Origin of the sequence: Azospirillum palustre, assembly GCF_002573965.1 — a bacterium.
Classification (GTDB): domain Bacteria; phylum Pseudomonadota; class Alphaproteobacteria; order Azospirillales; family Azospirillaceae; genus Azospirillum; species Azospirillum palustre.
Window position 1 is genome coordinate 653,619 of the sequence record NZ_PDKW01000043.1, and the last position, 20,258, is coordinate 673,876.

Here is a 20,258-nt window from a genome sequence, read left to right on the forward strand (position 1 = left end):
CCGACAGGAAGGGCGAACGACAATGGCGCACCGCATCGACCGGGCCGAGTATGCGGCCCTCTACGGCCCGACCACCGGCGACCGCATCCGGCTGGCCGACACCGACCTGATCGTCGAGGTCGAACGCGACCACACCGTCTATGGCGAAGAGGTGAAGTTCGGCGGCGGCAAGGTGATCCGCGACGGCATGGGGCAATCCCAGCGCTCGCGCCACCAGGGGGCCGTCGACACCGTCATCACCAACGCCCTGATCATCGACCATTGGGGCATCGTCAAGGCCGACATCGGCATCACCGGGGGGCGCATCGCCGCCATCGGCAAGGCCGGCAACCCCGACATCCAGCCCGGCGTCGACATCATCATCGGTCCGGGCACCGAGGTGATCGCCGGCGAGGGCAAGATCGTCACCGCCGGCGGCATCGACGCCCACATCCATTTCATCTGCCCGCAGCAGGTGGACGAGGCGCTGAACAGCGGCGTCACCACCATGCTGGGCGGCGGCACCGGTCCGGCCGCCGGCACCTCGGCCACCACCTGCACGCCGGGGCCGTGGCACATGGAGCGGATGCTCCAGGCCGCCGAAGGGCTGCCGATCAACCTCGGCTTCTTCGGCAAGGGCAACACCAGCCGTCCCGACGCTCTGCTGGAGCAGATCGCCGCCGGCGCCTGCGGCCTGAAGCTGCACGAGGATTGGGGCACCACGCCCGACTCCATCGACACCTGCCTGACGGTGGCCGACCAGCTGGACGTCCAGGTGGCGATCCACACCGACACGCTGAACGAATCGGGCTTCGTCGAGGACACCATCGCGGCGTTCAAGGGCCGCACCATCCATACCTTCCACACCGAAGGGGCGGGCGGCGGCCATGCGCCGGACATCATCCGGGTGGCCAGCCTCGCCAATGTGCTGCCGAGCTCGACCAACCCGACGCGGCCCTTCACCATCAACACGGTGGACGAGCATCTCGACATGCTGATGGTGTGCCACCACCTCAGCCCGCGCATCCCGGAGGACGTCGCCTTCGCCGAAAGCCGCATCCGGCGCGAGACCATCGCGGCGGAAGACATCCTGCACGATCTGGGCGTTTTCTCCATGATCTCGTCGGACAGCCAGGCGATGGGCCGGCTGGGCGAGGTGGTGATCCGCACCTGGCAGACCGCCCACAAGATGAAGCTCCAGCGCGGCCGGCTGCCGCAGGAGACCGGTGACAACGACAATTTCCGGGTCAAGCGCTACATCGCCAAATACACCATCAACCCGGCGCTGTCGCACGGCATCGCCCATGTCGTCGGTTCGGTCGAGGTCGGCAAGCTGGCCGATCTGGTGGTGTGGTCGCCGGCCTTCTTCGGCGTGAAGCCGGATATGGTGATCAAGTGCGGCACCATCGCCGCCGCGCTGATGGGCGATCCCAACGCCTCGATCCCGACGCCGCAGCCGGTGCATTACCGCCCGATGTTCGGTGCCTTCGGCCGGGCGATGCAGGCCAGCAGCGTGACCTTCGTCAGCGCCAAGGCGCTGGAACTGGAGGTCGGCCGCCAGCTTGGCCTGCACCGCGAGCTGATCGCCGTCAAGGGCACCCGCACCGTCGGCAAGAAGGACATGATCCACAACGACGCCACCCCGCACATCGAGGTGGACCCGGAGACCTACGAGGTGCGGGCGGACGGACAGCTGCTGACCTGTGAACCGGCGGAAATCCTGCCGATGGCCCAGCGCTATTTCCTGTTCTGATGATACGCTCCCTCTCCCGCCTCGGGAGAGGGAAGGGGCCCAAGCGAAGCTTGGGAAGGGTGAGGGGTAAGGCAAGGATCAGAAATCCATGTCCGGAACACCCTCACCCTCCCGCCTGCGGCGGGTCCCTCCCTCTCCCGGGGCGGGAGAGGGTAATGGTTGCGAAGGCTCAGATACGTTGATCGGTGTATTCGATTCAGGACATGGCGGATTGACGGTGCTGCGCGCCCTGGTGGATGCGGCGCCCGGCCGGCCATTCGTCTATCTCGGCGACCACGCCGCCGCTCCCTACGGTCCGCGCAGCGAGGACGACATCTACCGGCTGACCATCGCCGGGATGGACCGTCTGTTCGACCAGGGCTGCCGGCTGATCGTCATCGCCTGCAACACCGCCGCGGCCGTCGCGCTGCGCCGGCTCCAGCAGGAATGGCTGCCGTCGGCCCATCCCGGCCGCAACGTGCTGGGGGTGCTGGTCCCGATGGTGGAGGCGATCACCCGCGTGCCGTGGATGATCGACACCGTTCCGCCCGACCATCTCGCCGAACCGCGCAGCGTCGGCATCTTCGCCACCGCGGCGACGGTCAATTCCGGCTCCTTCCCGCGGGAGATCGGCAAGCGCGCCCCGTCCGTCCGCGTCGTGCAGCAGGCCTGTCCCGACCTCGTGCCGCTGATCGAGCGCGGCGCGTCGGACGACGAGATCGAGCCGGCGGTGAACGGCTATGTCCGTGTCCTGCTGGACAAGATGGGCGGCCAGCCGCTGGACACGGTGGTGCTGGGCTGCACCCATTACCCGCTGGTCCGCCATCTGTTCGCCCGTGCGCTGCCGCCGGGGGTGGAGATTCTGTCCCAGCCGACGCTGACCGCACGCTCGCTCGACCAGTATTTCGACCGTCACCCCGAATATCGTCCTGACCCGGCCGAGCACGGCCTGCACTTCTTCACCACCGGGGAGGCGGCGCTGGTCAGCGAACTGGCCGGCCGCTTCTTCGGCCACCCGACCCCCTTCGAACGGCTTACCTGATGACCGACCCCGCCCGCCGTGCCACCCGAGTCCACGCCCGCGGCCATTGGCCGGTCGAGCAGGCGGCCGGCACCGTGACGCTCGCCTTCGACGACCGCTTCCGCCGCCGCATGGCGATGACCGACGATGCCGGCGGCGCCTTCCTGCTCGACCTGCCGCGGGCGGTGGCTCTGGACGACGGCGACGGGCTGGAACTGGGCGACGGCAGCTTCCTGCGCGTGGTCGCCGCGCCCGAGGAGCTGATGGAGGTCCGCGTGCCCGGCCCGGTCGAGGCCTTCGCACGCGTCGCCTGGCATCTCGGCAACCGCCACCTGCCGGTGCAGATCGTCGGCGACACCATCCGGCTGCGCCGCGACCATGTGATCGAGGACATGCTGCGCGGGCTGGGCGCCGACGTGCGCGACGTGTCGGCACCCTTCATGCCGGAAGGCGGCGCCTATGGCGGTCATTCGCATGGCGGCGGGCATGGGCACTCGCACTGACTTGGATGGCGTCTCCACCCACGCCCTGACGCGCCTGCTGGCGTGGCTGTCGCCCAGCTTTCCGGTCGGCGGCTTCTCCTACAGCCATGGCATCGAGGCGGCGGTGGAGCAGGGGCTGGTGCGCGACCGGGCGACGATGATCGTCTGGCTCGACGGCATCCTGCGCCATGGCGCCGGGCGGACCGACGGCATGCTGTTCGCCGCCGCCCACCGGGCCGTGCTGGCCGGTGACGAGGCCGGTTTCGCCTGGGCGGTGGAGCGGGCCGACATCCTGCGTGCGTCGGCCGAGATGGGGCTGGAATCGCGGGCGCAGGGGCAGGCCTTCCTGCTGGCGATCCGCGCCGCCTGGCCGCTCGACGGGCTGGCGCGCTGGGATGCGGTGATCGCCGGCACCGGACGGCCGGTCGCCTATGCGGTGGCGGTGGCGCTGGTGTCGGCGCTGATCGGCGTGGCCGAGGGGCCGGCGCTGACCGCCTACCTCCATGCCTTCGCCGCCAATCTGGTGTCGGCCGGCGTGCGTCTGGTGCCGCTCGGCCAGACCGACGGGCAGCGCGCGCTGGCCGCGCTCGACCCCATCACCCACCGGGCGGCCGATGCGGCGTTGGCGGCCCCGCTCGACGATCTCGGCGGCCGCGCGATGGCCGTCGACTGGACCTCGATGATCCACGAAACCCAATATACGAGGCTGTTCCGCTCATGAGCGCTCTCCCCGCTATCGAAAAGAGCCACGCCGGTCCGCTTCGCGTCGGCATCGGCGGTCCCGTCGGCTCCGGCAAGACCGCGCTGACCGACGCGCTGTGCAAGCGCATGCGCGAGGATTGGGAGGTCGCGGCGATCACCAACGACATCTACACCAAGGAGGATGCGGAGTTCCTCACCCGGTCCGGCGCCCTGAAGCCGGAACGGATCATGGGGGTGGAGACCGGCGGCTGCCCGCACACCGCGATCCGCGAGGACGCCTCGATCAACCTCGCCGCCGTCGACCAGATGAACGCGAAGTTCCCCAACCTCGACCTGATCTTCATCGAATCGGGCGGCGACAACCTCGCGGCGACCTTCTCGCCGGAGCTGGCGGACATCACCATCTACGTCATCGACGTGTCGGCCGGCGACAAGATCCCGCGCAAGGGCGGGCCGGGTATCACCCGGTCGGACCTGCTGGTCATCAACAAGACCGACCTTGCCCCGATGGTCGGCGCCAGCCTGGAGGTGATGGACCGCGACGCCCGCAAGATGCGCGGCGACCGTCCCTTCGTCTTCGCCAACGTCAAGGCGGGCGAGGGGGTCGATGCCATCCAGTCCTTCATCGTCCAGCGCGGTGGATTGCCCCTTCCGGGCTGACAACTGGCACGAGCCTTCGGGAACCTCCGGCTTGACCATGCTGTTCATGCAGCATGAGACGATTCCAGCCGGAGGATGCCCTGATGACGCGCCCCACCCCTGCAACGGCCCTGCTGCTGGTCGCGCTGGGAACCCTGTCCTTCGCCGGGCCCGTGCTGGCGGCCGACGACTGCGCGGCCGGGCTTGACCGGTTGGGACAGCAGGCGGCGGCTCTCGAGGCTGCCGGCCCCGGCTCTGCCGCTCCGGTGACCCCGCAGGAAACCGCACAGCTACGCGCCCTCCAGCAGGCGGCGCAGGCCGCCGCACAGAAGGGCAACGCCCCCGCCTGCCAGGCCATCCTGGGCGAGGCGACGGCGCTTCAGGAGTCCATCGCCCACCCGCGCGCCATCGCCGCCGACGACCTTGAGAACGCCAAGCTGCGCAGCCCGGACGGCAAGGATCTCGGCAGCATCTCCGAACTGATCATCGATCCCGGCACCGGGCGTGTTGCCTATGCGGTGGTCGAACTGGGCGGCTTCCTCGGCATCGGCGAGGCCGACTTCGCGGTTCCGTGGGCGCTGTTCACCCCGTCGGGCGAGGGCTATGTCCTGAATGTGCCGAAGGACAAGCTGACCAACGCGCCGCGTTTCGACGACAAGAACCGCCCGAACATGAACGACCGCCAGTGGGCGATGGCGGTTCACACCTACTACGGCGTCGCCCCCTACTGGATGCGCGATTCGGCGACGCTGGCCGCCATCGCCGGCGCTGCCGGCAAAAACGGCGACGTCTCGGCGGCGCCGTTGCGCCAGGAGGTGCAGCGCCTGTCGCAGGAGGTGGCGCGGCTGAACAGCGAATTGCAGCAGGCGCGCGGCGCCGCCGGGTCCAGCGGGGCGACGCCCGGCGCAGGAATGGGGCAGGGCGGTGCGCCCCAGGCGGCGCCGGATGCCGCTGCGCCGACGCCGTCCGGGAACGGCAACCCCCAGCCGCCGGTTTCCCAACAGTGACGCGATAACGATCCGATGGCGGACGGTCCCCGATCGGGGACCGCCTGACCGGGACCCGCATTCAGGAGGACCGACATGGAACTCTCTTCGATCACCGATAAGGCCCAGCGCAACCTGCGCGGCATAGCGGACCACATGGCCGACCGCTTGCCCGGCCCCACCGGCAGCTACGGCATCAATGTCGGCCACAACGAACGGCTGGCATCGCTGGCCGGCGGCGTGGTGCTGGCGGTGCTGGGCCTGCGCCGGCCCAACTGGACCGGCGCCGCCATGGCGCTGGCCGGCGGCGCCCTGGTCGCGCGGGGCCTGACCGGCTATTGCCCCGGCAAGGCGATGCTGGCCGACTGGTCGCACAACGACCGGGCGGCCTTTCCGGCACAGGATGTCGAACATGGCATCGACCCCTATTCCCGCCATCCCGGCGACATCTATCAGGAGAGCTGCGAGGAGGAGATCGTCGACGAGGCTTCCCAGGAATCCTTCCCGGCGAGCGATCCGCCCTCCTTCAGCCCGGGTGTTGCGCGGTAAGCGGGCAATCAGCCAAGCGGCCTGATGCGATAACAGAAATGTCATCAAGAAACGGTCTGCCAGTCACACGCTGGCGGGCCGTTTTTGATATGGATCAATGAAAGACAGAATTTTGGCAACTTCGGCTTTTACTGATCGTGCCTGAGGCAATGCTGCGCAATGATTGAAGCGCATGTGCGGTTCGCGTCCATTGCACGTTGCGGACCCGCGGCGGTTCGTTTATGGTGCACTGCACAAGGAACGCCGCGTTCGTACACCCGGCGAAAGGCCGCCATGGTTGCGGCCGCTCCTCCCGTCACATCGACCGCAGGACAGTCCGCATGACCACGATCATTCCCGCCGCCGCCACGCTCGAAGGCAAGAAGGGGCTCGTTCTTGGCATCGCCAACGACCAGTCGATCGCCTGGGGCTGCGCCCGCGCCTTCCGCGCGATGGGTGCCGACCTCGCGGTCAGCTATCTGAACGACAAGGCCAAGAAGTTCGTCGAGCCGCTGGCCCAGCAGCTCGAGGCCGAGATCTTCGAACCGGTGGACGTCACCGGCGAAGGCGAACTGAAGGCCATCTTCGACAAGATCGGCGAGAAGTGGGGCAAGCTCGACTTCGCGCTGCACAGCATCGCCTTCGCCCCGAAGGAGGATCTGCACGGCCGCGTCGTCGATTGCTCACGCGAGGGCTTCCAGCAGGCGATGGACGTCTCCTGCCATTCCTTCATCCGCATGGCCAGGTATGCCGAGCCGCTGATGAAGGACGGTGGGTCGCTGTTCACCATGTCCTATTTCGGCGCCAACCGCGTCATCGACAATTACGGCGTCATGGGTCCGGTCAAGGCCGCGCTGGAAGCCAGCGTGCGCTATCTGGCGGCCGAGCTGGGCCCGAAGGGCATCCGCGTCCACGCCATCTCCCCCGGTCCGATCAAGACCCGCGCCGCCTCCGGCATCGCCCATTTCGACGAGCTGATGAACAAGGCCGCCGAGCGCGCACCGGAAGGCCGTCTGGTCACCATCGAAGAGGTCGGCTACACCACCGCCTTCCTCGCCACCGATGGCGCCAAGGGCATCACCGGCGACACCACCTATGTCGACTGCGGCTATTCGATCGTCGGCTGACGACGGGTCCCGATCCCCGCCCGATAGCGGCGGGACATGAGTGCGGAATGGGGCGGGTGCGGCAACGCATCCGCCCTGTTCCGTTCCGGGCTTCCTCCTCCGCCTGTCTCTGGCGGGTGCGTCATATTGCCGTGTGACGCCGCCGGCTGTTTTGGCGCAATGGTAACACCAGCCATAATCCGGGCTAACGGGGTGCCGGCAAGGGGGGAGGCGGCAGGGTCATGGGCGCCATAACATGGCGACGGCAGTTGAGCGTCGGCCAACCGTCCATCGACGACGATCACAAGCATCTGATCGAGTATCTGAACGAACTCGACGCAGCACTGGCCGCCCAGCGGTTCCAGCCGGTCCGCGTTGCCAAGATCCTGGTCAAGCTGCTGGAATACACCAAGGAGCATTTCGCCCGCGAAGAGCGGATCATGCAGATCGTGCATTACCCGAAATTCGAGGAGCACGTGGCCATGCACCGTGCCGCGGTGAAGATGGTCAGCGAGCTGTCCAACCGCTTTTCGATCGACCCTACCCACGAGAATGCGGAGCAGCTCTACAAATTCACCGCCGATTGGCTGGTCCGCCACATCATCCTGATGGACACGCAGCTGACGCCCTATGTGCGCGGCGTGTGGGCGTAAGGGGGGAGAGGAGGCTCCTTACCCCACGAACTCCGCCGCCCGGTAGCCCTGGGCGTAGAGCAGGGCGGTGAGGTCGCCGTGGTCGACGCGGGCGCGTGCCTCGGCGGCGACCACCGCCTTGGCGTGGAAGGCGACGCCCAGCCCGGCGGCCAGCAGCATCGGCAGGTCGTTGGCGCCGTCGCCGACGGCCATGGTTTCCGCCACCGGCACGCGATGCTCGCCGGCATAGGCCATCAGCGCCTGGAGCTTGCTGTCCTTGTCCAGGATCGGCTCGATCACCTTGCCGGTCATCACGCCGTCGACGACCTCTAGCTCGTTGCCGCGGTCGTCGTCGAAGCCGATCCAGCTGCGCACCCGACCGGTGAAGCAGCGGAAGCCGCCCGACACCAGAACGCAGACGGCGCCGTTGGCGCGCATGGTGCCGACCAGCTGGGCGGCACCCGGCATCAGCGTGGCGCGCTGCCACACCTCGTCGATCACCGTCTCGTTCAGGCCCTTCAGCAGGGCGACCCGCTCGCGTACCGCGTCCTTGAAGTCGATCTCGCCGTTCATGGCGCGGGCGGTGATGTCGGCGATGTGGTCCTTCAGCCCGACATAATCGCCAAGCTCGTCCAGCATCTCCTGCTCGATGATCGTCGATTCCATGTCGGCGACCAGCAGCCGCTTGCGCCGCGTCGCCGCCGGCTGGGCGACGATGTCCAGCGCCACGCCGGTCCTATTCGCCGTCAGGGCATGGCGGATCGCCGCCTCCGCCTGTTCGGGCGCCAGATTGCCGAAGGGCAGGTCGCAGGCGGTGCCCGGCGCCAGCCAGTTCGGTGCGCCGGCATCGGCGCCCAGCCCGACCAGCGCCGCCTTGGCGGTCTGGACGGCGGCCTCGTCGAGCGTGGCGGTCCGGGGGGCGATCAGCGTGGCGACGGCGTTCATCGGCGGGTATCCCGAGGAAAAGAGGGCCTTTGCGCGCTGCCTACCACAGCCAAGGGGGCCGGGTCCAACGAAGCTTCGGCGTCGGCATGCGGTTGGGTGTTGCAAAGCGGGCGCCGGAACGCCATGCAAGGTCGATGAGCGACATTACCACCCCTCTGGCCAACCCCTTGACCAACGTCATCGTCATCGGCGGTCCCACCGCGTCGGGCAAGTCGGGGCTGGCGCTCGCCATTGCCGAGGCGTTCGGCGGCATCGTCGTCAATGCCGACAGCATGCAGCTCTACGCCGACCTGGATGTGCTGACCGCCCGGCCGCCGGCCGAGGACCTGGCGCGGGCGCCCCACCGGCTCTATGGCGTGCTGCCGGCGGCGGAACGCGGATCAGCGGCGCGCTGGCGCGAGATGGCGCTGGCGGAGATCGCCGCCGCCAGGGCCGAGGGCCGGCTGCCGGTGGTGGTCGGCGGCACCGGTCTCTATCTGCGCGCGCTGATGCAGGGGCTGAGCGAAGTGCCGCCCATCCCCGACGAGGTGCGTGCCGCAGCCCATGCCCGGCTGGCCGCCATCGGCGGCGAGGCCTTCCGCGGCGAACTGGTCGCCCGCGATCCGGCGTCGGCCAAGCTGAACCCCGGCGACACCACCCGCCTGACCCGCGCCTGGGAGGTGCTGGAGGCCACCGGCCATCCGCTGTCCCATTGGCAGAGCCGGACCGCCCAGGGAGCGCCGGCCGATCTGCGCTTCACCATCCTTGTGCTCGATCCGCCGCGGGCCGACCTCTATGCCCAGTGCGACAGGCGCTTCGACCTGATGATGGAGCAGGGGGCGTTGGAGGAGGTGCGGCGATTGGACGCTCTCGCCCGTGAACAGGCCCTCGCCCCCGACCTGCCGGTGCTGAAAGCGCTGGGAGTGCCTGAACTGCGCCGCGTTCTGCACGGCGAAATCCCGCTCGACGAGGCCATTGCGCTGGCCCAGCAATCGACCCGCCGCTATGCCAAACGGCAGGTCACGTGGTTCCGACATCAGATTGTTGGCAAATCACCCGATATGCTGGTAAGTCATACAGGACAGCATAGCTGCCATACCATCGATCTGCCTTGTTCGCTCGCGGTACGAAATGCAATGCTCGACCGCCTGAGAACGATACTAAATTACTGATCCGAAGGAGAAGCACCGTGTCGGTTGATTGGGGTCATGTGTTCGCGGGCCGCGTGGGCGGCATGACGGCGTCCGAAATCCGGGAACTGCTGAAGCTGATCGATCGTCCGGAGATCATCTCCTTCGCCGGTGGCATCCCCGATCCGGACCTGTTCCCCAGCTCGGCCATCGCCCGCGCCTATGAGAAGATCTTCCAGTCCAATTCCGGCGCCGGCGCCGCCCTGCAATACTCCATCACCGAGGGCTATACGCCGCTGCGGGAGTGGATCTGCGACTATATGGGCGGCAAGGGCGTCAACATCGGGCTGGACGGCGTTCTCATCACCAACGGCTCGCAGCAGGTGCTGGAGTTCGTCGGCAAGCTGCTGATCGGCCCCGGCGACAAGATCGTCGTGACCCGCCCGACCTATCTCGGCGCGCTCCAGGCCTTCTCGCCCTACGAGCCGACCTATCTCTCGATCCCGATGGACGAGGAAGGTCCGGAGATGACGGCGCTGACCGAGGCGCTGGCGCAGAAGCCGAAGTTCTTCTACCTCGTCCCCGATTTCCAGAACCCCAACGGCACCACGGTGACGCTGGCCCGCCGCCACGCCATCCTCGACGCCTGCGAGGCGGCCGGCGTGCCGGTGATCGAGGACACCGCCTATTGCGAACTGCGCTATGACGGCGAGCATCTGCCGCTGCTGGCGGCGCTGGATTGCGAGCGCAACGGCGGCAAGCTGACCAACGTCATCTTCGGCGGCACCTTCTCCAAGACGATGGTTCCGGCGATGCGCGTCGGCTGGGTCAATGCGGCGCCCGAGGTGGTGAACCGGCTGGTGCTGATGAAGCAGGCCGCCGACCTGCATGCCAGCACGATCAACCAGATCGTCATGCACGACGTCGTCTCGCAGATCTTCGACAGCCACCTCAAGCTGCTGCGCACCCAGTACAAGGAGCGCCGTGACGCCATGCTGGCGGCGCTGGAGGAATACGCCCCGCCGGGCGTCACCTGGACCAAGCCGGAAGGCGGCCTGTTCGTCTGGATCGAGGCGCCCGAGGGTGTCGACGGCACCGAACTGCTGGCCCGCGCCATCAAGGAAGCCAACGTCGCCTTCGTCCCTGGTTCGGCCTTCCACGCCGACCGGTCAGGCAAGAACACGCTGCGGCTGGCCTTCTCCGTCACCAAGCCGGCCCAGATCCGCGAGGGCATCCGCCGTCTGTGCGGATTGTTGAAGACCGCCGCCTGACGGCTTCGGCTTTTCATCGTCGACTCTTCGGAACGGCGGCCGCGCTTCGGTGCGGCCGCCGTTTCCGTATCCGGTGGGAGCGAAGCGGCGCAGAGCCGATGTTGCAAAGCCAATGCGCAACATTTGGAAAAACTGCGGCAAAAAAACTTTGCGAACATTCGCAAAATGGGTTGACCTGCGACCGGGCTTTTGACTAATTTGCCGCTCCCGGCCCTCGCCATCGGGGCTAAGCCGTTGTTCCGGCGGCATAGCCCAGCGGCCTCGGCCGGTGACAAGTCCAAGGAACCGGGTGCCTTAGAGGAGGCGCCCACATGAGAAGGTCGTGAGCGATGTCCGAACAGAAGCTGACCGGCGCCCAGATCGTCATCAAGGCCCTGAAGGATCAGGGCGTTGACATCATCTTCGGCTATCCCGGCGGCGCCGTACTTCCCATCTACGACGCGCTGTTCCAGCAGAACGACCTGAAACATGTCCTTGTACGCCACGAGCAGGCCGCGGTTCATGCGGCGGAGGGCTACGCGCGCTCGACCGGCAAGGTCGGCTGCGTGCTGGTGACCTCCGGTCCCGGCGCCACCAACGCGGTGACCGGCCTGCTGGACGCGCTGTGCGACAGCATCCCGCTGGTCTGCCTGTCGGGCCAGGTGCCGACGCATCTGATCGGCAACGATGCCTTCCAGGAAGCCGACACCACCGGCATCACCCGTCCCTGCACCAAGCATAATTACCTGGTGAAGGACGTCGACAATCTGGCCCGCACCCTGCACGAGGCCTTCTATGTCGCGCGCAGCGGCCGTCCCGGCCCGGTGCTGGTCGACATCCCGAAGGACGTGCAGTTCGCCGACGGCACCTACGTCCCGCCGACTGAGGTCAAGCACAAGACCTACCGGCCGCAGGTGAAGCCGGAGATCGCCCGCATCGAAGAGGCGATTGAACTGATCGCCAACGCCAAGCGGCCGGTCTTCTACACCGGCGGCGGCGTGATCAACGCCGGCCCCTTCGCGGCCAAGCTGCTGACCCAGTTCGTCAAGACCACCGGTTTCCCGATCACCTCCACCCTGATGGGGCTGGGCGCCTTCCCGGCGTCCGAAAGCCAGTGGTTGGGCATGCTCGGCATGCACGGCACGTACGAGGCGAATCTCGCCATGTACGAATGCGACGTCATGATCAACATCGGCGCCCGCTTCGACGACCGCGTGACCGGCAAGCTGTCGGCCTTCTCGCCGGGTTCCAAGAAGATCCACGTCGACATCGACCCCAGCTCGATCAACAAGAACGTCGCGGTCGACATTCCGATTGTCGGTGACTGCGGCGCCGTTCTGGAAGACATGCTGCGCATCTGGAAGGCGCGCGCCAAGTCGCCGGACAAGGCCGCGCTGAAGGAGTGGTGGGGCAAGATCGAGGGCTGGCGTGCCCGCAACTGCCTGAACTACAACCGCACCGAATCGGTCATCAAGCCGCAGTACGCGCTGGAGCGCCTGCGCGAGGCCCTGCGCGGCAAGGACCACTACATCACGACGGAAGTCGGCCAGCACCAGATGTGGGCCGCCCAGTTCCTGCCCTTCGACCAGCCGAACCGCTGGATGACCTCGGGCGGGCTCGGCACCATGGGCTACGGCCTGCCGGCCGCCATCGGCGCCCAGCTGGCCCACCCCGACGCCATCGTCGTCGACGTGTCGGGCGAGGCCAGCTTCCTGATGAACATGCAGGAGATCGGCACCGCCGTGCAGTACCGCGCGCCGGTCAAGATCTTCATCCTGAACAACCAGTATATGGGCATGGTGCGCCAGTGGCAGGAACTGCTGCACGGCTCGCGCTATTCCCAGAGCTACTCCGAAGCCCTGCCGGACTTCGTGAAGCTGGCGGAATCCTGGGGTTGCGTCGGCCTGCGCGCCACCACGGTGGCCGAGGTCGATCAGGTGATCGAGAAGATGCTGGCGGTCACCGACCGTCCCTGCATCATCGACATCGCCGTCGATCCGAAGGAGAACTGCTTCCCGATGATCCCGGGCGGCAAGGCCCACAACGAGATCCTGTTCGGTCCGGACGACAGCCCGTCCGACGCCACGCCGGAAGACGGCATGGTGCTGGTCTGATCGGCTGACGACGAACGAACAGGAGGGACGGGTCTCATGGAAAACGCGATCGAAAAGCACACCATCGCCGTGCTGGTGGACAACGAGCCGGGCGTTCTCGCCCGCGTCATCGGGCTGTTCTCCGGCCGCGGCTACAACATCGAAAGCCTGACGGTGGCCGAGGTGAACAACGCCGACCACCTGTCGCGCATCACGCTCGTCACCTCCGGCACCCGGATGATCATCGAGCAGATCAAGGCGCAGTTGAGCCGGCTGGTTCCGGTCCACCGCGTCCATGACCTGACCGACGAGGGGCCGGCGGTGGAGCGCGAGCTGGCGCTGGTCAAGGTGGCCGGCACCGGCGACAAGCGGATCGAGGCGCTGCGCCTCGCCGACATCTTCAAGGCCAAGGTGGTGGACGCCACGCTCACCAGCTTCGTCTTCGAGTTGACCGGCACCACCGAACAGGTCGACGATTTCGTCGGTCTGATGGGCCAGCTCGGACTCGTGGAGGCCAGCCGCACCGGCGTGGTCGCCATGTCGAAGGGGCCGGCGGCCTTTTAAGGCGCCCTTCCCCGCAGAACAGCATTCTGCGAAAGATTGGGGCGGCAAAAACGCAAGGAAGCTTTGCATTTTGCCGTTCCATCGAGCGATTGTTTCTCTTGACGCGCGGCTTTGCTCAATGGAGTAATCCGCCGCAGGAAACGCACTCTGTCTTCGTTCGTTGCGAATTCAAGGAATCATCTCCATGCGCGTCTATTACGATCGTGATGCCGACGTCAACCTGATCAAGGGCAAGAAGGTCGTCATCGTCGGCTACGGCAGCCAGGGCCACGCCCACGCCCACAACCTGCGTGACAGCGGCGTGAAGGACGTGCGGATCGCGCTCCGCCCGGGTTCGGCCACCATCAAGAAGGCCGAGACCGCCGGCTTCACCGTGATGACCCCGGCCGAAGCCGCCGCCTGGGCCGATGTCGTGATGGTTCTGACCCCGGACGAGCTGCAGGCCGACCTGTATAAGGACGATCTGGCCCCGAACATGAAGCAGGGCGCCGCCCTGGCCTTCGCGCACGGCCTGAACATCCACTTCAATCTGATCGAGGCCCGCGCCGACCTCGACGTGTTCATGATTGCGCCGAAGGGCCCCGGCCACACCGTGCGCAGCGAATACCAGCGTGGCGGCGGCGTGCCGTCGCTGGTCGCCGTTCACCAGAACGCCTCGGGCAACGCGCTGGACATCGCCCTGTCCTACGCCTCGGCCAATGGCGGCGGCCGCGCCGGCATCATCGAGACGACCTTCAAGGAAGAGTGCGAGACCGACCTGTTCGGTGAGCAGGCCGTGCTCTGCGGCGGCCTGACCGAGCTGATCCGCGCCGGCTACGAGACGCTGGTCGAGGCGGGCTACGCCCCCGAGATGGCCTACTTCGAGTGCCTGCACGAAGTGAAGCTGATCGTCGACCTGATGTACGAGGGCGGCATGGCCAACATGCGCTACTCGATCTCCAACACGGCCGAATACGGTGACTACCGCACCGGCCCGCGCATCATCACGCCGGAGACCAAGGCCGAGATGAAGCGCGTCCTGACCGACATCCAGGAAGGCCGCTTCGTTCGCGACTGGATGCTGGAATGCAAGGCCGGCCAGCCGTCCTTCAAGGCGATCCGCCGCCGCAACGCCGAGCACGAGATCGAGAAGGTCGGCGAGAAGCTGCGCGCCATGATGCCGTGGATCGCCGAGCGCCGTCTGGTCGACAAGTCGAAGAACTGATCCGGCGAAAGCCTGTCGGTTCGATGAGAAGCGCGTCCCTTCGGGGGCGCGCTTTTTTATTTGGCGGCCAGATGCTCCAGCGTGATGCCGAAGATCGTGGCGAACTCCTTGCTGCCGGCCTCGGTGATCGTCACGGCGCGGCTGTCGGGATTGCGGGCTATCCAGCCGCGCTCCAGCGAGCAGGCCAGCAGGGTCGCGCCCAGCCGCCCGGCCAGATGGTGCCGCCGCTCGCTCCAATCCAGGCAGACCCGGCAGAGAGGCCTGCGGTCCCCGCCGGTGTCGGGAATTGCGAGGCCCAGACTGCCCAGGAAATCGCGGCCGTCGTCCGTCACCAGGGCGCCGCCGTCATCGAGGATCACGAACCCGCGCTCGTTCAGCCTGTCGGCCAGTTTTGTGCCGAGCCGTCCGGCGAGATGGTCGTAGCAGGTGCGGGCGGTCCGCAGCGCCTCGTCCTTCGGTCCGGGCGGACGGTGCCGCCGTGGGCCGGCGGCCGCCACCGCCATCAGGCTTTCCATCGCCTGGGCGATATCGGGGGAGGCCAGCCGGTAATAGCGATGCCGGCCCTGGCGTTCCATCGCCAGCAATCCCGCCTCGCTCATTTTGGCAAGGTGACCGCTGGTGGTCGCCGCTCCGACACCGGCATGCCAGGACAATTCACCGGCGGTCAGCGCCTGCCCGCCCATCAGGGCGGAGAGGATGTTCGCCCGTGCCGGATCGCCGATCAGCGCGGCGATGGTGGCGATGCCGTTGGCGGAGGCGAGGGGGAAGGGCGGGTTGGTCATGCCCATCAGTTTAGGCCCCTTCGCCGGCTCCGTCAGCCGCCGACGTTTCGTCCGCGGCCGAAGCGTTCGCGGCGGTCTTTCAAGGGCTCGGCTGTCATGGTGGGCCGCCTTGCAAGACCGACGGAGCCATCATGACCAGCCTTCCAACCCCCGATGCACGCGCTTCGCGGCCCGATCTGCGTGTCGAGCTTGCCTTGCTGCTGGTCCTCGCGACCTTGTGGGGTGCGTCCTACAGCTTCATCCGGATCGGCGTCGAGACGATCCCGCCGCTGACCTTCATCGCCAGCCGGACTCTGATCGCCGGGAGCATTCTGCTGGCGGTCATCCGCTGGCGCGGCCTGTCCCTGCCGCGGGACGGGGCCGTGTGGAAGCGGTTTCTCCTACAAGCCTGTTTGAACAGCGTTCTCCCCTTTACCCTGATCGCCTGGGCCGAACAGACAGTCGATGCCGGGTCCGCAGCGATTCTCAACGCGACGACGCCGATCTTCGCCTTCCTCATCACCCTTCTGCTGACCCGGCACGAAGCCGTGGGATGGCGCAAAGCGGCCGGCGTGCTCGCCGGTCTCGGTGGAACGGTGCTGATCATCGGGACGGGGGCGGTCGACGGCATCGGCCGCGATCTGCTGGCGCAAGGAGCCATCGTCCTCGCCACCGTCTGCTATGCCGGAGCAGCCATTTTCGGCCGCGTTTTCAAGGGACTGGATCCGATCATGCCGGCCGCCGGGTCGCTGCTGTGCGGAACGGCGCTGTTGCTGCCGGTCAGTCTGGCGGTCGACCGTCCCTGGACCCTGTCGCCGTCGCCGGACTCGCTGCTGGCGCTTGCCGGCCTTTCGGTCTTCTCGACCGCGCTGGCCTTTGTCCTCTATTTCCGGCTCGTCCACACCATCGGATCGGTTCCGACGACCGCGCAAGCCTATCTGCGGGTGCCGATCGGAGTGGGAATCGGCGTGCTGATGCTGGGCGAGACGCTGGAGCCGACCATGCTTGCCGGCTGTGCCGCGGTCGTGCTGGGGGTGGCGGCGATGACCATCCCGGCCCGCTCCCGGTCCTGATCCGATCCGCTTCTCAGCCCCGCGGTTCTCCGAAGCCGGTCGGCGGGGTTTCGGCGACGGCGGCGCGGCCGGGGTCGCGCTTCTGGGTTTCCAGCAGGATGTCGCGGGCAATCGGGGCCGCCGCGGTGGAGCCGCCGCCGCCATGCTCGACGAAAACCGCGCAGGCGTAGCGCGGCGCCTGGATCGGCGCGAAGGCGACGAACAGCGCGTGGTCGCGCTCGCGCCAGGGTAAATCCTCGTTCTTCTTCACGCCGTTGTTGCGCTCGGCCATGGTGATGCGGCGGACCTGGGCGGAGCCGGTCTTGCCGGCCATCTCATAGCCGACCTCGGTGATGCGCGACTTGAAAGCGGTGCCGTTGGGAGCGTTGGTCACCTCGGTCATGCCGCGCAGCACGATGTCGAGGTTCTCCTTTTTCACACCGATGCTGGGCCAGGCGGTCTGCTCGCCGCTGACGGTCTTGATCTGCTTGGTCAGATGCGGCTTGACCGCATAGCCGCCATTGGCCAGCCGGCAGGTCATCACCGCCAGCTGCAGCGGCGTCGTCAGCACATAGCCCTGGCCGATGGAGGCGACAAGCGTCTCGCCCATGTCCCAGTTCTTGCCCAGCGTCGCCTTCTTCCAGGCGATGGACGGGATCAGGCCGGCGCGTTCGTGCGGCAGGTCGATGCCGGTGCGGCTGCCCAGGCCGAACCGGTTGGACATCTCGGCGATGCGGTCGATGCCGATGCGGCGCGACACGTCGTAGAAGAACACGTCGCAGGAATGGCGCAACGCGCCGACGAAATCGATGGTGCCGTGCCCGCCGCGCTTCCAGCAGTGGAAGCGGTGGTCGCCCAGCTCCAGATGGCCGGGGCAGAACACCGTGTGCCGGTTGCTGACCACCCCCGATTCGAGTGCCGCCAGCGCCGCCATCATCTTGAAGGTCGAACCCGGCGGATATTGCCCGACCACCGCCTTGTTGTTGAGCGGCGTCGCCTGGTTGGACAGCAGCTCCTCCCACAGTTCGGCGCTGATGCCCATGGTGAACTGGTTGGGGTCGTAGCTGGGGTGCGAGCACAGGGCATAGATGCCGCCGGTGTGGACGTCCATCACCACGGCCGAGGCGCTGACTTCCTGCGACAGCCGCTCCTGCACGAAGCGTTGCAGGGCCATGTCGATGGTCAGCTGCACCTCGCGGCCTGATTGGCCCTCGTCGCGCGACAGCTCGCGGATGACGCGGCCGACCGCGTTGACCTCCAGCTGGCTGGTGCCGGCGGTGCCGCGCAGCACCTTTTCATGGAATTTCTCGATGCCGGCCTTGCCGATGCGGAAGCCGGGCAGGGAAAGCACGGGATCGCTGTTGCCGCTCAGCTCCGACTCCGACACGGCGCCGACATAGCCCAGGATATGGGCGGTCCAGTCCGCCTGCGGGTAATAGCGCAGCTCGCCCACCTCGATCGACACGCCGGGCAGGTCGGGGGTGTTGGTCTCCAGCGTCGCCACCTGTTCCCAGGTCAGGTTCTCGCGCACGGTGACGGGAACGAAGCGGCGCTTGCGGTGCAGTTCGCGCAGCACGCGGCGGCGGTCGCCATCGGTCAGCGGCACGATGCGGGAGATCTTGTCGAGCGTCTCCTGGATGTTGTGGGTGCGCTCCGACACGACGACGACGCGGTAGTTCTGCTGGTTGACCGCCAGCGGCACGCCGAAGCGGTCGACGATGTTGCCGCGGGACGGGGCGATCAGCCGCAGGCTGATGCGGTTCTCTTCCGCCAGCATGGTGTAGCGCGCCGACTCGACCACCTGCAGGTAATAGAGCCGACCGACCAGCGCGGACAGGCCGGCCAGCTTGATACCGCCCAGCACCAGGGCGCGGCGCGCCAGCAGGCGGGAACGGTCGGTGTCGCGATCGATCGAACTCATGAGACCCGTCGACCCTTTACCCGTTCAGGAACGCGCGATGGACGCGGATCAGCAGCCAACCCACCGCAGGAAACACCGCCACCGTCAGCAGACCCTGGAACAGGGCCGGCAGGATCGACAGCGTGACGGCGTCGAGCACCGAAAAAGCCAGCCATTGCAGCAGGACGGCACCCGCCATCACCAGCGTGAAGCCGACCCACAGCAGGGCGAAGGTGCTGGCCAGGAACACCCGGCGCTGGTTCAGGACCGCCCATTGGGCGACGACCAGCAGCAGGGCATTGACGCCCAGAGGTCCGCCGATCAGGAAATCCTGAAGCAGTCCGATGAGAAAGGCCACCCCCGGACGCATCAGGTCAGGCCTGTGGATCGTCCAGTAATAGACCGAGACCAGCGTCAGGTTCGGTGCGACCGCGGCATAGCCGGGGACCGGCAGCGGGATCATCCCGACCAGCACCATCATCACCGTGACGGCGAAGGGCGCCAGATTGCGCCCGGTCTTGTCCACCTTCTGCCAGAAGGTCGCCGTCATGACGGCAATCCCCCGGTCGGCGGACCGTCCGTCCGGCTCACGTCCAAAACCAGCTCACTTCCACATCCACTTCACTTCGAATCTGGCGACGGGTCCAGATCGGTGCTCGGCAGGCCGAAATCCACCAGACGCAGATGCTCGACGCGCGACAAGTCGGCGCTGGGCAGGACACGGATGCCGCGTTCGCTGACCGCAGTCACCACGCCCACCGGCAGGCCGGGCGGGAAGAGGCCGCCGTCGCCGGAGGTCACCACCCGCTCGCCCACCTGGATCGGCGAGTCCGGCGGCAGATAGAGAAGCTTGGCCTGATCGGAGTTGTCGCCGGCAAGGATCGAGCGCTGGCGCGTGTTCGACAGGATCACCGGAATGCGGGCGTTGATGTCGGTCAACAGCAGCACGCGGGACGACCATTCGCCGACCTCGATCACCCGGCCGACCAGACCGGCGCCGGCGAGCGCCGCCTGACCCTTGCGTACACCGTCGCGCTTGCCGGCGGTGACCACCAGCGTGCGGACGAAGGAGCTGCCGGGGGTGGCGATGACGCGGGCGGCGATGTAGTTGACCGACGGTTCTGGACGGACCCGCAGCAGGCTGCGCAGGCTGTTGTTTTCCGCCTCCAGCCGCAGCGCGGCCTGCCTCCATTGCAGAAGCCGGGCGTTCTCGGCCTTCAGCCGCTGGTTCTCGTCGAAGGCGTTCTCAAGCTCCACCGCGGATTCGACCACGCGCGCCGCCGTGGCGGCGGGGCGGGAGATGGCGTCCAGGATGGGGGCGAAGGCATCGGTCACGCGTGCGCGTGCGCTGTCCACCGAGACGGACTCGATCTTGCCGACCATCATCAGCGCGATGGAGGCCAGCACCAGCAGAAGGAAGGAGAATCGCTGCGCGAGAGCCCGCAAGGGGGCGGCAAGGCGGATGACGGAGCCGGATGAGCGTGGCTTCACAGGAAATTCCCGTCCAGATACGCGGTCCGTCTCCGGTCCTCACCGCCAGGGGTGGGCAGGGGACCGGAGGCCTTCCAACCAG

General features: G+C 67.3%; 20 protein-coding genes. 15 read left to right on the forward strand and 5 right to left on the reverse strand.

Annotation, left to right across the window (positions count from 1 at the left end; translation table 11 throughout):
* Nucleotides 1-22 precede the first annotated feature (22 nt).
* The 9 genes from ureC to CRT60_RS25490 all read left to right on the forward strand — a co-directional run bounded on the left by ureC (nt 23) and on the right by CRT60_RS25490 (nt 7,828).
* Nucleotides 23-1,732, forward strand: a complete 1,710-nt coding sequence (gene ureC / locus CRT60_RS25450; protein WP_098739327.1) for an urease subunit alpha — start codon at nt 23-25, stop codon at nt 1,730-1,732.
* 217 nt (nt 1,733-1,949) lie between these two features.
* Nucleotides 1,950-2,753 (forward strand): glutamate racemase, encoded by an 804-nt coding sequence (locus CRT60_RS25455; RefSeq protein WP_244592928.1) that lies wholly within the window; start codon nt 1,950-1,952, stop codon nt 2,751-2,753.
* Nucleotides 2,753-3,235, forward strand: a complete 483-nt coding sequence (locus CRT60_RS25460; RefSeq protein ID WP_098739329.1) for an urease accessory protein UreE — start codon at nt 2,753-2,755, stop codon at nt 3,233-3,235. The genes CRT60_RS25455 and CRT60_RS25460 overlap by 1 nt, the downstream gene beginning before the upstream one ends.
* The gene (locus CRT60_RS25465; RefSeq protein WP_244592752.1) at nt 3,219-3,935 is read left to right on the forward strand and encodes an urease accessory protein UreF; all 717 of its coding nucleotides are present in this window, start codon (nt 3,219-3,221) and stop codon (nt 3,933-3,935) included. The genes CRT60_RS25460 and CRT60_RS25465 overlap by 17 nt, the downstream gene beginning before the upstream one ends.
* Nucleotides 3,932-4,576, forward strand: coding sequence for an urease accessory protein UreG (ureG, locus tag CRT60_RS25470; protein ID WP_098739331.1), 645 nt, complete (start codon nt 3,932-3,934; stop codon nt 4,574-4,576). The genes CRT60_RS25465 and ureG overlap by 4 nt, the downstream gene beginning before the upstream one ends.
* An 83-nt stretch (nt 4,577-4,659) precedes the next feature.
* Nucleotides 4,660-5,562, forward strand: a complete 903-nt coding sequence (locus CRT60_RS25475) for a PRC-barrel domain-containing protein (protein ID WP_244592753.1) — start codon at nt 4,660-4,662, stop codon at nt 5,560-5,562.
* A 75-nt stretch (nt 5,563-5,637) separates the two neighbouring features.
* The gene (locus CRT60_RS25480; RefSeq protein ID WP_098739333.1) at nt 5,638-6,090 is read left to right on the forward strand and encodes a YgaP family membrane protein; all 453 of its coding nucleotides are present in this window, start codon (nt 5,638-5,640) and stop codon (nt 6,088-6,090) included.
* Between the two features lie 320 nt (nt 6,091-6,410).
* Nucleotides 6,411-7,196 carry an enoyl-ACP reductase FabI gene (gene fabI / locus CRT60_RS25485; RefSeq protein WP_098739334.1) on the forward strand — a complete coding sequence of 262 codons (786 nt, stop codon included), beginning with the start codon at nt 6,411-6,413 and terminating at the stop codon, nt 7,194-7,196.
* Nucleotides 7,197-7,417: 221 nt separating this feature from the next.
* A complete protein-coding gene (locus CRT60_RS25490) occupies nt 7,418-7,828 on the forward strand; it encodes a bacteriohemerythrin (RefSeq protein WP_098739335.1) in 411 nt (136 codons plus the stop codon).
* Nucleotides 7,829-7,846: 18 nt separating this feature from the next.
* On the opposite strand, the gene serB is transcribed toward CRT60_RS25490, so the two are convergent.
* The gene (gene serB, locus CRT60_RS25495; RefSeq protein WP_098739336.1) at nt 7,847-8,752 is read right to left on the reverse strand and encodes a phosphoserine phosphatase SerB; all 906 of its coding nucleotides are present in this window, start codon (nt 8,750-8,752) and stop codon (nt 7,847-7,849) included.
* 134 nt (nt 8,753-8,886) lie between these two features.
* Here serB and miaA point away from each other — a divergent pair, with 134 nt between their 5' ends.
* The 5 genes from miaA to ilvC all read left to right on the forward strand — a co-directional run bounded on the left by miaA (nt 8,887) and on the right by ilvC (nt 14,972).
* Nucleotides 8,887-9,903 (forward strand): tRNA (adenosine(37)-N6)-dimethylallyltransferase MiaA, encoded by a 1,017-nt coding sequence (gene miaA, locus CRT60_RS25500; protein WP_098739337.1) that lies wholly within the window; start codon nt 8,887-8,889, stop codon nt 9,901-9,903.
* Nucleotides 9,904-9,920: 17 nt separating this feature from the next.
* Nucleotides 9,921-11,132 (forward strand): aminotransferase-like domain-containing protein, encoded by a 1,212-nt coding sequence (locus CRT60_RS25505; RefSeq protein WP_098739338.1) that lies wholly within the window; start codon nt 9,921-9,923, stop codon nt 11,130-11,132.
* A 329-nt stretch (nt 11,133-11,461) separates the two neighbouring features.
* A complete protein-coding gene (locus CRT60_RS25510) occupies nt 11,462-13,225 on the forward strand; it encodes an acetolactate synthase 3 large subunit (RefSeq protein ID WP_098739339.1) in 1,764 nt (587 codons plus the stop codon).
* A gap of 36 nt (nt 13,226-13,261) precedes the next feature.
* On the forward strand, nt 13,262-13,768 hold the full coding sequence (gene ilvN / locus CRT60_RS25515; RefSeq protein WP_098739340.1) for an acetolactate synthase small subunit: 507 nt from the start codon (nt 13,262-13,264) through the stop codon (nt 13,766-13,768).
* Between the two features lie 184 nt (nt 13,769-13,952).
* Nucleotides 13,953-14,972, forward strand: a complete 1,020-nt coding sequence (gene ilvC, locus CRT60_RS25520) for a ketol-acid reductoisomerase (RefSeq protein ID WP_098739341.1) — start codon at nt 13,953-13,955, stop codon at nt 14,970-14,972.
* A gap of 56 nt (nt 14,973-15,028) precedes the next feature.
* On the opposite strand, the gene CRT60_RS25525 is transcribed toward ilvC, so the two are convergent.
* Nucleotides 15,029-15,760, reverse strand: a complete 732-nt coding sequence (locus CRT60_RS25525; protein WP_244592755.1) for an ArsR/SmtB family transcription factor — start codon at nt 15,758-15,760, stop codon at nt 15,029-15,031.
* 125 nt (nt 15,761-15,885) lie between these two features.
* Between CRT60_RS25525 and CRT60_RS25530 the strand changes: the two genes are divergently transcribed.
* A complete protein-coding gene (locus tag CRT60_RS25530; RefSeq protein WP_098739342.1) occupies nt 15,886-16,806 on the forward strand; it encodes a DMT family transporter in 921 nt (306 codons plus the stop codon).
* A gap of 13 nt (nt 16,807-16,819) precedes the next feature.
* Here the strand turns inward: CRT60_RS25530 and mrdA are convergent, their stop codons facing one another.
* From mrdA to mreC, 3 genes are all read right to left on the reverse strand, one after another.
* Nucleotides 16,820-18,706, reverse strand: coding sequence for a penicillin-binding protein 2 (gene mrdA, locus CRT60_RS25535; RefSeq protein ID WP_098739343.1), 1,887 nt, complete (start codon nt 18,704-18,706; stop codon nt 16,820-16,822).
* 16 nt (nt 18,707-18,722) lie between these two features.
* Complete coding sequence (gene mreD / locus CRT60_RS25540) at nt 18,723-19,235, reverse strand: rod shape-determining protein MreD (RefSeq protein WP_098739344.1); 513 nt, start codon at nt 19,233-19,235, stop codon at nt 18,723-18,725.
* Between the two features lie 71 nt (nt 19,236-19,306).
* Entirely contained in the window at nt 19,307-20,176 is an 870-nt protein-coding gene (gene mreC / locus CRT60_RS25545; protein WP_098739345.1) for a rod shape-determining protein MreC, read from the reverse strand.
* Nucleotides 20,177-20,258: the final 82 nt, after the last annotated feature.

Coding starts and splice junctions, on each gene's coding strand:
- CRT60_RS25510 (WP_098739339.1), top strand. CDS start 11,462: ATGTCCGAACAGAAGCTGACCGGCGCCCAGATCGTCATCAAGGCCCTG.
- serB (WP_098739336.1), bottom strand. CDS start 8,752: ATGAACGCCGTCGCCACGCTGATCGCCCCCCGGACCGCCACGCTCGAC.
- mrdA (WP_098739343.1), bottom strand. CDS start 18,706: ATGAGTTCGATCGATCGCGACACCGACCGTTCCCGCCTGCTGGCGCGC.
- CRT60_RS25465 (WP_244592752.1), top strand. CDS start 3,219: ATGGGCACTCGCACTGACTTGGATGGCGTCTCCACCCACGCCCTGACG.
- CRT60_RS25530 (WP_098739342.1), top strand. CDS start 15,886: ATGACCAGCCTTCCAACCCCCGATGCACGCGCTTCGCGGCCCGATCTG.
- CRT60_RS25460 (WP_098739329.1), top strand. CDS start 2,753: ATGACCGACCCCGCCCGCCGTGCCACCCGAGTCCACGCCCGCGGCCAT.
- mreD (WP_098739344.1), bottom strand. CDS start 19,235: ATGACGGCGACCTTCTGGCAGAAGGTGGACAAGACCGGGCGCAATCTG.
- CRT60_RS25475 (WP_244592753.1), top strand. CDS start 4,660: ATGACGCGCCCCACCCCTGCAACGGCCCTGCTGCTGGTCGCGCTGGGA.
- CRT60_RS25525 (WP_244592755.1), bottom strand. CDS start 15,760: ATGGGCATGACCAACCCGCCCTTCCCCCTCGCCTCCGCCAACGGCATC.
- miaA (WP_098739337.1), top strand. CDS start 8,887: ATGAGCGACATTACCACCCCTCTGGCCAACCCCTTGACCAACGTCATC.
- ilvN (WP_098739340.1), top strand. CDS start 13,262: ATGGAAAACGCGATCGAAAAGCACACCATCGCCGTGCTGGTGGACAAC.
- CRT60_RS25490 (WP_098739335.1), top strand. CDS start 7,418: ATGGGCGCCATAACATGGCGACGGCAGTTGAGCGTCGGCCAACCGTCC.
- CRT60_RS25480 (WP_098739333.1), top strand. CDS start 5,638: ATGGAACTCTCTTCGATCACCGATAAGGCCCAGCGCAACCTGCGCGGC.
- ilvC (WP_098739341.1), top strand. CDS start 13,953: ATGCGCGTCTATTACGATCGTGATGCCGACGTCAACCTGATCAAGGGC.
- ureG (WP_098739331.1), top strand. CDS start 3,932: ATGAGCGCTCTCCCCGCTATCGAAAAGAGCCACGCCGGTCCGCTTCGC.
- fabI (WP_098739334.1), top strand. CDS start 6,411: ATGACCACGATCATTCCCGCCGCCGCCACGCTCGAAGGCAAGAAGGGG.
- ureC (WP_098739327.1), top strand. CDS start 23: ATGGCGCACCGCATCGACCGGGCCGAGTATGCGGCCCTCTACGGCCCG.